This window comes from Candidatus Ozemobacteraceae bacterium (genome assembly GCA_035373905.1).
Classification (GTDB): Bacteria; Muiribacteriota; Ozemobacteria; order Ozemobacterales; family Ozemobacteraceae; genus MWAR01.
Map to the genome: position 1 here is coordinate 1 of DAOSOK010000011.1, position 12080 is coordinate 12080.

9 protein-coding genes are annotated in these 12080 nt (G+C 61.6%); 1 reads left to right on the top strand and 8 read right to left on the bottom strand.

The window, feature by feature from the left end; genetic code table 11:
• The 5 genes from PLU72_06970 to PLU72_06990 form a co-directional block, all read right to left on the bottom strand.
• The coding region (locus tag PLU72_06970; GenBank protein HOT27913.1) for a hypothetical protein at positions 1-746 on the bottom strand (746 nt) is incomplete at its 3' end.
• Positions 743-1951 carry an ABC transporter permease subunit gene (locus PLU72_06975; protein ID HOT27914.1) on the bottom strand — a complete coding sequence of 403 codons (1209 nt, stop codon included), beginning with the start codon at positions 1949-1951 and terminating at the stop codon, positions 743-745. The genes PLU72_06970 and PLU72_06975, both read right to left, overlap by 4 nt.
• A gap of 64 nt (positions 1952-2015) precedes the next feature.
• A complete protein-coding gene (locus PLU72_06980) occupies positions 2016-3692 on the bottom strand; it encodes a phosphate ABC transporter substrate-binding/OmpA family protein (protein HOT27915.1) in 1677 nt (558 codons plus the stop codon).
• Between the two features lie 79 nt (positions 3693-3771).
• On the bottom strand, positions 3772-4524 hold the full coding sequence (locus PLU72_06985; protein ID HOT27916.1) for a PspA/IM30 family protein: 753 nt from the start codon (positions 4522-4524) through the stop codon (positions 3772-3774).
• 27 nt (positions 4525-4551) lie between these two features.
• Positions 4552-6339, bottom strand: a complete 1788-nt coding sequence (locus PLU72_06990) for a phosphate ABC transporter substrate-binding/OmpA family protein (GenBank protein ID HOT27917.1) — start codon at positions 6337-6339, stop codon at positions 4552-4554.
• Between the two features lie 234 nt (positions 6340-6573).
• Here PLU72_06990 and PLU72_06995 point away from each other — a divergent pair, with 234 nt between their 5' ends.
• Positions 6574-7098 carry a ferritin family protein gene (locus PLU72_06995; protein ID HOT27918.1) on the top strand — a complete coding sequence of 175 codons (525 nt, stop codon included), beginning with the start codon at positions 6574-6576 and terminating at the stop codon, positions 7096-7098.
• Positions 7099-7142: 44 nt separating this feature from the next.
• Here PLU72_06995 and PLU72_07000 read toward each other — a convergent pair whose 3' ends face one another.
• The 3 genes from PLU72_07000 to PLU72_07010 all read right to left on the bottom strand — a co-directional run bounded on the left by PLU72_07000 (position 7143) and on the right by PLU72_07010 (position 12074).
• Positions 7143-7727, bottom strand: coding sequence for a hypothetical protein (locus PLU72_07000; GenBank protein HOT27919.1), 585 nt, complete (start codon positions 7725-7727; stop codon positions 7143-7145).
• Positions 7728-7751: 24 nt separating this feature from the next.
• On the bottom strand, positions 7752-8798 hold the full coding sequence (locus PLU72_07005) for a M50 family metallopeptidase (protein HOT27920.1): 1047 nt from the start codon (positions 8796-8798) through the stop codon (positions 7752-7754).
• Between the two features lie 72 nt (positions 8799-8870).
• Positions 8871-12074: a tetratricopeptide repeat protein gene (locus PLU72_07010; GenBank protein HOT27921.1), complete on the bottom strand. Its 3204-nt coding sequence runs from the start codon at positions 12072-12074 to the stop codon at positions 8871-8873.
• Between the last annotated feature and the right edge of the window lie 6 nt (positions 12075-12080).

Sequence of the window (12080 nt, forward strand, 5' to 3'; positions counted from 1 at the left end):
GGGCCGACGAGAGCGATGAACTCGCCGACGTCGGGCAGATCCTCGATCTCGAAGTCGATGTCCTCGATGGCCTTGTATTCCTGCGGCGTTCCCTGATTGAAAATCTTCGTCACGTGACGGAAGGTGACGACAGGCGGCTTCACACCCGGCCCCGCTGATGGTCCGGCTTCTCCGGGTTTCGTCGCCCCGGTGTTGGGGGACGTGAGGACAGGAGGTCGCTCGGCAGGCGAGGCGGGGGCGTCCGGCAGGTTGATGAACGGGGATAGAAGATTTTTCCAGAACGACCGTTGCCGAGGAGCCGGGGCTTTCTGAACCGGTTGATGGTGCAGGGCTCCGGCCTGAGCGGACGGGCGCTGCGGCACCGGCGCCAGCGGAATCTCTCTGGCGGAAGGCTCCGGAGCCTGCGCCGGTTTTGACTGAGCGCTTTCCGGTGCCTGCGGGTGCGGTGCGACGACGGCCGTTGTCGATTCGGGAGGATTCGTCGGCGGGGCATCCGGGGTGGCGGAAGGTGCGGATGCACCTGGCGATGTCGCCTGCCGTGTCGCCGACGGTTCGACGGGCTTTTCCGGAGCAAGAGAGGGGGAAGGCTGCATTCCTTCGGAGGATGCCGCGGGAGGTGCGACGATTCCATCCAGATCGGGACCGTCAGAGCTGCGCCAGCCCGGTGCCGTCGGCGCCTCATCGGTGCCGATGGGGCGAGCCGGTGTTTCGGGAAGCGGGGTTCCGGTTTTTTCGTTTTCGCTCATCGCTTGAGCCTCCGATAGGGGAACAGCCGGTCACCGCAGTATTCCCACAGCTTGTCGGTGATGAACGCCATCGTCACGATCACGAGGAGAACGAGATAGATGTGCTCCTTCGGCCCGATGCGCTGGCTGCCCAGAATGAGGGCGCCGAGGCCGCCGCTGCCCATGTCGACCATTTCGGCCAATATAATATAGCCCCATCCGACACCGAAACCCATCCGCATCGCGTCGTACAGATTCGGAAGAGAGATGGCGAGCAAAACGTGTCTGACGGTTTGCCACTTGTTCGCCCCGAGGGTGTAGGCCGTGAGCAGATAGACGTTGTCGACCTCCTCGATGGCCCGCACGAAGAGCGGAAGGAGATAGATTCCGAACGCGAAGGCGAGGAACATCACCTTCTGAAGCTCGGTCGTGCCGAAGAGGCTCATGAACAGCGGGACGAGCGCCGGGATCGGCAGGTAGCCGCCGAACACCACCAGCGGGGCGAACATCGCCTTGATGCGCGAGAAACTGCCCATGGCGAGGCCGAGGGGGAAGCCCAGAAGCAGGGCGACGAAAAAGCCCTCGGCGACGCGGATGAAACTCGAAACGACGTTGCTGAACAGCTTACGCTCGCTCCAGAGCGATTTCAGGGAGCGCAATACTTCCATCGGACTCGGAAGGATGGCCTGTGTCAGCAGGCGCGTCTCGATATCTTCGTAGGTATATTCCAAAACGTATGTTTGTTTGCCCGCCGCTTGCGGAACCGGGGTCCCTCCGCGACCGATGGGGGGCGATTTCTCGTTTCCGGCCGCCTCGGCCGGCGCCGGTACCGCGGTCCGCCCTGTAATGCGGCCCCGCTTCAGCTTGATCTTGAAGCTGTCGCCGTATTTGCGGACGTAGAGATTGTGCAGGGGAAACCGTGCCGTGCCATTGACGAGAAACGTATCGGTGGCGCTCTGCTCGAGCTTCCAGCCGACGATGGCCAGGCCCATGCCGTCGGTGATGACGCGGCCGATTTCGGGGACCGGCGTGCCGGTGTCGAGCTCCCCTTCGGGGAGATAGACGATATCCATCCGTCCCCAGGTCGCGATCGTCCAGACGAGCAGGATGAAACAGATCGGAAGCACGCCGAGCATCGCGCTCTGCGTGATCGAAACCGGCTCGCGGATCTTCAGAAACTCCTTCGGCGTGCCGCTCTGCGCCATGTCGTCCCGCTCTGCCGTCATCTCGCTTCCTCCGCCATGTCATGATGCAGACGCGCACTGCCGTGCGCGCCTGCATCATGCGTGATCAATTGCCTTCCGGTGAATACACCGAAACTTCGACGCGCCGGTTGAGCGCGTGGTTCTGCGCATCCGCGGCGTCGGCCGGCTCTTCCCAGCCTTTGCCCTCGACGACGAACTTGTTCGGGTCGAACTTGAACTTGTTCACGAGGGCCTGCTTGACGGCGTTCGCGCGCTCACTGCTGAGCTCCTTCACGATCTCTTCCGGGACCTTGCCCTTCATCGAGCCGTCGGTGTGGCCGACGATCGCGATGACGGCGCGCTCGTAGGCGCCGACGAGGCGGCCGATCTTTTCCATCGTCGTCTCGATGTTGGGATCGTAGAGGGTGTTGGGCAGGGGGCGGCCGATGTCGTCATGCTGAGGCTCATACAGGTTCGAGGAGTTGGGGTAGAAGCTGATGCGCACCGTCTGGGTGACGATCGGGGCTTCCGCCGACACCTTCTTGTAGCTGGTGGGGACGAAGCTGCTGACGTACTCGTCTTTGTGATGCTTGAACGTGCCTTCCTTCTGAAGCGCCTGGATGATCGAGAAATCCATGAGCTGATCGAAGGTGACCGGGCTTTCGACCCTGCCGGCGAGCTGGTAGACCGAGTTGATGTTCTTCCAGGTGCGTTCGAAGCTGGTCGGGTTGTTGGCGTTGAGGAAGAACTCGACGTTCTCGGCGAAGTTCGTCGAGTGGGCGTCGTTCTGCATCCCCTTCACGTCATCGACCTTCATGCCGTAGCCGTCGGCCATCCATTGGAAGGCCTGGGCCTTGAAGGTGGGGTTCTTCAGCAGGTCCATGCCCTCGAAGATGCCTGCCACGAGACCCTTCACGACTTCGGGCTTGTCGCGGGCGAAGTCGGCGCGCACGGCCCACACGTCGGCGATCAGCTTGTTGGCCTCGCTGGTGGTGGTCAGGATGCGGGTTCCGGCGACCTTCTCGGGAATATTGTAGATGTCGGGTGCCCAGCTGACGCAAGCATCGATGCTCTTGTCGGAGACGAACGCCGCGGCCGCCTCGAACGCGGTGGCGGTGTATTTCGGGGTGATGTCGCTCAGCTGGAGGCCGCCGTTGATCAGCAGGTTGCTGATGAAATACTGGGAGGGGCTGTTCTGGGCGAAGACGACCGTTTTGCCCTTCAGGTCGGCGACGCTGCGGATGCCGGAGCGGACGACGATGCCGTCGCCGCCGTTCGACCAGTCGACCTGCTGGAAGATGCGGGGCGCGGTTCGGCTGTCCTTCATCAGCTCGGGGGCGAACAGAGCGATCATGTCGAGCGTGCCCCACAGCACATGGCTGGTGCCGGCGGCATACGCGTCGCGGGCCGCGACCGGGTCGTCGATCAGCTTCAGATCGACCTTGAACCCGTATTTCTTGAAGAATACGCTCTCTTCACTGGGTTTGAAGCCGTTGTTGGCGGCCACGATGGGAAGCCAGCCGATCCAGACGTTGATCGGGAATACGACAGTCTTTTCCTTTTCGTCCCATTTGTAGGCGGATGTGCCCTTGACGGGGGGAAGCTTCTCCTGTGGAACGTATTTGTACTCCTGGACCGTCGTGACACCCTGCGTATCCGGAGCTTCGACCGCCGGCTTGGCGGGGGCGGCGCCGGCCGGTGCCGGGGCTTCCTGCGCGAATGCGGCGCCGAGTTGCAGCGTAAAACCGATCATCGCAGCGGCTGCGAATCGAAACAGTTTCATGAAAATCCTCCAGTATATATGAGCTAATATATTATGTCGGCGCGACCGGCCGGTCACGCCCACGAGGCGATGCCGGAGATCAGACGCGGGGTCCCAGTTCCTTCTCGGGGGCCGGCGGCGGAGCCTCGGTGACGGGAGCGGCTTCTCCAGACGCCGAATCGATGCCGTAGACCGAGGCAAACTCGGCCAGTGCCTGCTCGCCGAGGGCGGCCTGCTCGTTCTCCTTCAGCTGAACACCCGACGTGTCGATCTGGCCCGACGAGACACGCGCGCGACCCGCGGCCTTGTCGCGGCGCTCCTGCACGAGTTCGGAAACGCGGGCGATCGTGTCGCCGGTTCCGCCGATGCTGTTGATCATGCCCTTGGCCATCTCGGAGAGCTCTGCCTGGGCTTCGAGCATCTCGGTTTCGGAGACCATTGCCTGGAGCTTCTCGATTTTCTGCTGAGCTTCGCGGACGGAAACGTCGCGGGCGCGCTCGAGATCCTTGAAGGCCTTTTCCTGAAGCTGGAGCTGCTGTTGGTTCTCGTCGAGCTGCTGCTTGACGGTCTGGAGCTGGAGGGCGAGCTGACCGGCGACGGCGCGGTTTCCCGCCTTGAGGTTCGCGGTGATCTTCGCGGTGAGTTCCTTTTCTTTCTGGGTCAGGTTCTTGACCTGCCTGATCAGTCGTTCGAGGAAGGCGGCCTGGTTGGCCAGCTGCTCGTTGAAGCGGGAGATCTGCTTGCGCAGATTCTCTTTTTCGACCTCGATCAGGGCGTGCGGGTTCTGGGCCTCGAGTCCCGAGATGAACAGACCGAAAAAGCCTCGAATGAGATTCATCAACCTGGTGAACATACTATGACCTCTCCTTTCGGATTTTGCTTACTGCTCGGGGGTGAAGACCTGGACCTCGACTCGGCGGTTGAGAGCGTGGTTCATCAAGTCGTTCTCGTCGGCCGGAACTTCCCAGCCCTTGCCGGCCACGACGAACTTGTTGAGCGGGAATCTGTATTTACGGATCAGCGCGTCACGGACCGACTTCGAGCGGTCTTCCGAAAGTTCCTTCACGGCTTTTTCGGGGACCTTGCCCTTCATCGAGGCGTCCGTGTGCCCGACGATCGCAACGGTCGCGCGCTCATACTGGCCGACCATGCGAGCGATCTTCTCGAGGGTCGCGTCGACGGACGGGTCGTAGAGCGTGTTTGCGACCGGCTGGCCGAACTCGTCGTGTTCCGGCTCATACACGTTCGCGGAGTTGGGGTAGAAGTTGATGCGCACCGTCTGGGTGAGCACCGGCGCCTCGGCCGAGACCTTTTTGTAGGAGGTCGGCACGAAGCGGGACACCGGCACATCCTGCTGGTCCTTGAAGGCGCCTTCCTTTTCGAGGTCCTGCAGGACCGAAAAGTCCATCACCTCGTCGAACCGCACGGGGGTGGCGAGAACGCCGAGTTCGCGGTAGACGAGCGTGATGTTGCTCCAGGTGCGCTCGAAGTTGGTCGGGTTGTTGCGGTTGGTGAAGAACTCCTTGTTCATGCCGAAATTCGTGATGAACGCGTCGTTCTCCATCGTCTTGACGTCGTCGACCTTCATGCCGTAGCCGTCGGCCATCCACTGGAACGCCTGGGCTTTCTGGGTCTGGTTCCTGACCATCGCCATGCCTTCGAAAATGCCGGCCACGAGGCCCTTCACGATCTCCGGGTGGTCCTTGGCGAAGTCGGCGCGGACGGCCCATACGTCGGTGATGAGCCGGTTCGCTTCGGCCGTGGTGGTGAGAATGCGCGTGCCCGTCACCTTTTCCGGGATGGTGTAGATGTCCGGGGCCCAGCTGACGCAGGCGTCGATCGTTTTGTCCGAGACGAAGGCCGCCGCGGCTTCGAACGCCGTCGAGGTGTAGCGGGTCTTGATGCGCTGGGGGCTCAGCCCGGCGTTGATGAGCAGGTTATGAATCAGATACTGGGAGGGGCTGTTCTGCGCGAAAACGACGGTTTTGCCGTTGAGATCCTTGACGGAACGGATGTTGCCGCGCACGACGATGCCGTCGCCGCCGTTCGACCAGTCGATCTGCTGGTAAATACGGGGCGCGGTGCGGCTGTCCTTCATCAGTTCGCCCGCGAATAGGCACATCATATCGAGGGTGCCCCACAGGACGTGGCTTTTGCCGGCCGCATAGGCGTCGCGCGCCACGACCGGGTCATCGATCAGCTTGAGGTTGACCTTGAAGCCGTATTTCTTGAAGAATATGCTCTCTTCGCTCGGGGCGAACCCGTGGTTGGCGGCGACGATCGGGAGCCAGCCGATCCAGACGTTGATCGGGAACTCGACGATCTTCTTCTGCTCATCCCATTCGTAGCTGGAGACTCCCTTGACCGGCGGGAGCTTTTCCTGCGGAATGTATTTGTACTCCTGGACCGTCGTGATGCCCTTCGCATCGGGAGCTTCGATCACCTGGCCCGACGGGGCCGCCGCACTTTGGCCGGACGGCGTGCCGGCGGCGTCAGGAGCGCCCTGCGCCTGTCCGCTTCCGTGGCCGGTCGGAGTGGTCGTCGACGCGGGAAAGATCATCTGCTTGAGCGACGGCGAGAAGGAAACGGCTGCAGCAAAAATACAGCCGAGTATAAAAACGAACATCACGAACTTCCCCAGCGGGGTCGGGCCGAGTTCCTCGTTCACGGGTTTCCTCCTGTGGTCAGGTCTGTGAGCCGACACGGCCGTCACGTCCATCGCGTGGGCGGCCGGTTCCGACTCCCTGTTCCCCGACATGATAGCCGTAACCCGCGCACAAGGCAACGACGAGTTCCGGTGACCCCGTGAATTGTAATTTTCCGGGGAGTGTTGTAACCTCACATGTAGAGCGGATACTGTCGCCCGCTTTCAGCATACGAGGCAGTATCCGGAAAACCAGAAATGAATGTCGGTATTATGATGCAATCTGACGGGGCCAGGACCATAGGGGATATTTTCGACCTCGCCATCGAGATCGAGATGAAAGCGGGGAGGCTGTACGAGGCGCTGGCCGGCATGTTCGCTCACGAGCCCGCCGTCGCCGCCTTCTGGAACGCGATGAAAGATGACGAGGTCGGCCACGCAGAAATTCTGCGAAAGGCCCTTGCCGAGCTTCCTTCCGGCAGGATCTCATCCGCCGCCGACCGGGGAATGTGGGTGAAGCTCATCGACGTGAAATACCGGATCGATCGCTGCTCGCCGGACGATTTCAAAACGCTCGAAGACGCCTATGAAATCGCTCACGAACTCGAATATTCAGAGGTGAACGGGATTTTTAATCTGCTCGCTTCCGGTCTCACCTCTCCCGATGTGAAAGTGGAGCTGATCGATTCGAATATCGCCCGGCATCAGAACAAGCTGCTCGAGTTCTCCCACACCTTCGGCGGAAGGGCCTGGCGGCAGACCGTCCTCTCGAAACCTCGCTGACCGCCCCCGCGCCCATCGCTGCGCCTGGTCTTGCGGTGAAGCGATTAAAACCGGCCGAGAAGCAGGTCTGTCTGGACGAAGAGGCCTTCGAGCCTGACGCCTTCGACGCCGCAAAACGTGTACCCGGCGCCGATCTCGAGCACGATATGACGCGTCATCGGAATCACGCCGACGAGCATCGGCTCGGCGAAGGCGAAACTGCCCTCGTTGACGACGCGCGAGCTGATCCGGGATTTCAGTTCGAAGGTGCCGCCACCGAGGCCCACCCGCCATTTCAGCCGGGTATCCTTCATGAAATGGTCTTCGACCGTGAAGCCGCCCATGCGCAGGTTGAGGGTGAGACCGGTTCCGGTCAGCGTGCCTGCCTGGGCCATGAGACCCAGTTTCGGATCGTCAAGCCGGCCGCCGAACCCGCGGGCGCCCCACACCACCATCTCGCCTCCGAAGCCTTCGGGACCGGACGTTCGCTTGAACTTGAACGTCGGGCCGAAGGCGCCGACCGGCATCGTATTTCCGGGCTGGTCGACGAGCAGGATCGGATCTCTCGCCGCCTGTGCCCGGGCGGCTCCGAGGCACAGCAGGAGCAGGACGAGACATGTCAGCCGCCGGAACTGCGTTTTCGGGATCATCGTTTTCCTTATCGGCAGGAGGGGCTACATCAACAAGGATCCGATGTCCTTTATCGTGATCAGCAGGAACAGCAGGGCCAGCCCGATGGTCCCCCACTGGTACACCGGCATCAGGACCTGCTCCCGGAGGGGGCGGCCGACGGCGGCGTGCCAGGCCGCGAGAAGCAGTTTCAGACCGTCGAGAGGGGGGAGCGGCAACAGGTTGAACACCGCCAGGTTGACGCTGAGAATCGCGAGAAGGGTCAGGAAGCCGAACCAGCCGTTCTGTGCCGCCTGGGAAACCTGGTCGAGGATCGCGACCGGGCCGCTGACCTGGCCGGCGCTCCGCATCGACAGGAGGCGGGAAAAGGCGATTCCGACGCCGACCGTCTCCTGGACGGTGCGTGCGATGCCTGACGCGAAGGCGGCGCCGAGACTTCTTGGTCTCTCGGCAGCGAACCTGGGCCTGACGCCGATCACGAATCGTTCCCCCTCGCGGCGGGGGGCGCATTGCAGCAGAACCGTTTCCCCACCGCGCCTGACCGCGAACGGCATCGGCTTGTCGCCGTTCTCCTGAATGATCGACAGGAGTCCCTGCCAGTCGGACACGGGGCGTCCGGCGGCGCTGACGATGGAATCCCCGTTGCGCAGTCCCGCGGCCGCGCCGGCGCTTCCCTTGACGACGGAGTCGACGACGGGAACCGGGACGGGATCGCCCCAGAGATGGAAGACGATCGCGAACAAAAGGACGGCAAGCGCCAGATTCGCAGCCGGACCCGCGGAGGCGACGAACGCCTGCACGCGCGGAGGGTCATCGGGCAGAAGGGGTTCGCCCGCGGCTTCCCGGCGGTCCAGATCGGCGGGATCGACAGGCAAAACATAGCCGCCGAGCGGAATCCAGCCGAGCCTGTATTCCGTTGCACCGCGCTTCCACCGGGCGAGGGGAGCCCCGAACCCGACGGAAAAGGCGAAGACCGGCCTGCCGCACCGGCGAAGGGCAAGAAAGTGCCCCCATTCGTGCAGAAGCACGAGAACGCCGAATCCGAAAATCGCGCCGGCCCACGCCGACAACGTGCTCATCAGGCTTGTCATAGATCGTTCCTTGCTCTGGCTTGAACTGCGACAATGTCTCTTGTCGGCTGAAACATCGGTTCCCGTAACGGGTCATTTGCCTTTCTTGAGCGTGGCATACAACTTGTCGGACCTGTCGAACGTGTCGCGGAAATTGATGTCGACATTGCATATCATATCGTATATCAGAAGCGCGCCGTCGGTGTCTCCCGCGCTTTCGAGGGCGACGCCGATCTTGTACAGCTGCTCCTTGAGGGGATCGGACATCATCTCCCGGTCGAGTTCGAGGGTTTCGATGATCTCGCGGGCGAGAGAGGTCTTTTTGAGGTGAACGTAGGCGTCGGCGAGCAGCAGGCCGATGTCCTGCGACCGCCGGGATGCGAAGGCGGGGGCGAGAATCGTGACGACGTCCTCCCACTTCTTCTGGGAGGCTTTCTGACGCGCTTCATCCAGCTCCTTCACGAAGCCGTCGCCGGCCGCCTGCTTCGGAACGGGTGTGGGGGACGGCGTCAGGGTTTCGGGGGGGGCCATGCCGAGATCGTCCTGGAGGTCGGCGCCGTCGAGGCCCTGGGCGGCAAACGGATCGAGCGTCGGCATCGACAGGATGTCGTCGACGGACTTCATGCCTGGCTCCGGTTCCTTCGGTATCTGTATCTCACCGATGAAATCCGCGATGGATGGTATTTCAACGGGGGAAGCGACCTGCGGTGATGCGTTCTCAGGAGTTCCGGGCGAGAACTGCGGCTCGACATCCGCCGGGCGGATATCGGAAGCCTGGCCCGCGCCGCCCAGTTTCAGGAAATCCGGAAGCGGCGTCGATGCGTCGGATGCGTTGAATCCTTCGGGAGGCGGTTCGACGAAGTTCCGGATATCCGTTTCGGACGGAATCGCCGGAAGAACCGGCTCGGCCGGCAAAGACGGGAACTCGGGGGCGATCATCTCGTCGCTGAAGGGGGACAGTTCGTCGACCCCGCTCAGGGTGTCCGGGGACCTCGTCGCCTGTTCGAGCTCCTTGCGAAGGCCCGTGACGATTTCGGTCAACTGGGGATTTCCGGGATGCCGTCGCAAAAATTCCTCATACTGCAGGACAGCCTCGTCCAGCATGTTCATTTTCTTCATGCAGGTCGTGTAGACGACATGGATGCCCATGTTGTTGATGTTTTTCGAGAGGACCTGCAGGCACTCCCGGGCGGCTTCCGCATACATGGCCTTTTTCGAGAAGTTGCGGGCCAGGAGTTCCCGATACCCGTCGTTGTCCGGGCAGATCTTCACGGCTTCCTGGAGGATCGTGACGACCTCGTCCCCCATTCGCTTGTTCTGAACGTATGCCTCGGCGAGCGCCTTCACGTTGTCGCGGTTGGTGGGCTGAACCTGGTAGAACGCATACATGATCTCCATCGCGTCGGCCGTATACTGCTTCTGTGAGGCGTAATACTTGCACAGGATCGGCAGGAACTCGGTCCGGCCCGGATCGTTTTTATACTGGGTTTCATACAACGTGATCGCCTCGTCGGAAGACGAGTTCGTTTCGAGGTAGGATTTTGCGAGATATTTCCAGCCGATGGGATTATCGGCGAACTCCTGGAGAAGATGCCTCGCGTTTTCCTGGCATTTGAAATAATTTTTGAGCGTATAATGTCCCTGGACGCTGATTTCCAGCAGAAGTCGCAGCGTCTGGATGGGGATGTTGCGTTGCCTGAGAGCGTCGTCGGCGATGCGCACGGCCTTCTCGGTTTGGCCCGCATCGAGAGCCGTCTTTGCCTTTTTCACGGGGTCGAAGATAAAGAGGTTGAGGGCCGGGGCGATCATGAGGATGAAGACGATGATGAAGGCTGCCGCGAAGATGCCGAGACCCGCCCAGATTTCAGTCGTGTGGTTCTGATAGAAGAGCGTCCACCGGAGCTTCGTATATGTGCTCTGATTCTCGGCATACTCCCGTTCGCGCTCGACGAACTCGTTGAATCGTCGGTAGGCTTCCTCATACTGTTGGTCGTCTGTCAGGATGCCGATCATGACCCAGTCGACGTCCCGACTGAGCTCCGGGGCGCAGTTTGGGAGGCTCTGGAACTTCTCGAAATACTCCCGGGCCTTGCGGAGGTTCCGATTCGAGCCGAGAACGTAGATCTTGCCGAGGTAGAACACGGCTTCGGCATACTTCAACGGGTCTTCTTCATAGGCTTTGAGAATGTCCGGCAGGGCGATATCGTATTTCTCGCTCTGATACAGGCCGACGGCCGCCTTGTAGCGCTTGTCGAGCTCTTTCTTCGCGTCGATCTTCGCCTGAAGCTCCTCGCGTCCGGGCAGGCCCGGAAAAATGCCCACGGCTTTCCTGAGCGTGGTTTCCGCCTCTTCGTATTTCCCGTCGGAGAACTTCCGCTTCGCCTGGTCGAACCAGTAGTCTGCGTCCTTCATCTTCTTGCGCTCCGGGTCTTCGCTTGCGACTTCCGGCGCCGTGGCGATTGTAATCGCGGGCGGAGGCTCGGCGGGAAGCTGCGTTTCGGAGCTTGCGGGGAAATCCGTTTCGTCGGGCGCCGGAAAATCCGTTTCGTCGGGAGCGGGAGGCGTCACCGGCCTGCCGGGCGGCGTCGGGACACCCGCCGTCTGGAGCAGGTCGGGCTCCGGCTGCGGCTCCGGCGGCAGGGGAACGTCCGGCGGTGCGGTGGGATCGTTTTCGAAGGGGTTGTCCGGAAGGGCTGGGACGGCGCTCTCGGCCGCGACCGGCGTCGCACGCCGTGGAAACCCCGCTTTTCCGGTCAGGCGCTTCGCCGAAGCCAATCCGTAATTCTTCGCATTATACAAAAACTGGAAATCGTCGAAGAGGACTTCGGACGACGGATCGATCTGGAGCGCTTTTTCCAGCTGATCGAAACTCTGCGTCATCCTCCCTTTCGCGAAGAAAATTTTGGCGAGGGTGTAGTGGCCGAGCGCCCCGGGGTTCCTCGTGAGCGCCTGGGTAAGGTGCTGAACGGCGGCGTCGTAGTGCCCCTGGTGAAATTCTATATCTCCAAGAATAATTCTGACCTTCGGGTCGTCGGGGGTGATCCTCGCCCGCTTGACGGCTTCGTCTCGCACGGGCTTCAGGAGATCCTTCCGGAGTTTCGTGAGTTTGGGATCCTCGTCCTTGTTCTGCAGTTCACACCGCATCAGTTCGTAATACGCCTCGGAAAACATCCGTGCGGATATATATTTTTTGAGGGTCGTGTAATCGGCTGTCGCCGCGCCGAACGCCGTCGCCGCAACCAGGAAGGTTGCGAGGACGACGAGGGCGCGCAAGGGGAGGAAGGGTCGGTCGTTCATCCGCCG

Excerpts from the sequence above, each read along its gene's own strand:
- PLU72_06995 (HOT27918.1), top strand. The coding sequence starts at position 6,574 with ATGAATGTCGGTATTATGATGCAATCTGACGGGGCCAGGACCATAGGG.
- PLU72_07010 (HOT27921.1), bottom strand. The coding sequence starts at position 12,074 with ATGAACGACCGACCCTTCCTCCCCTTGCGCGCCCTCGTCGTCCTCGCA.
- PLU72_06980 (HOT27915.1), bottom strand. The coding sequence starts at position 3,692 with ATGAAACTGTTTCGATTCGCAGCCGCTGCGATGATCGGTTTTACGCTG.
- PLU72_06975 (HOT27914.1), bottom strand. The coding sequence starts at position 1,951 with ATGACGGCAGAGCGGGACGACATGGCGCAGAGCGGCACGCCGAAGGAG.
- PLU72_07005 (HOT27920.1), bottom strand. The coding sequence starts at position 8,798 with ATGACAAGCCTGATGAGCACGTTGTCGGCGTGGGCCGGCGCGATTTTC.
- PLU72_06985 (HOT27916.1), bottom strand. The coding sequence starts at position 4,524 with ATGTTCACCAGGTTGATGAATCTCATTCGAGGCTTTTTCGGTCTGTTC.
- PLU72_07000 (HOT27919.1), bottom strand. The coding sequence starts at position 7,727 with ATGATCCCGAAAACGCAGTTCCGGCGGCTGACATGTCTCGTCCTGCTC.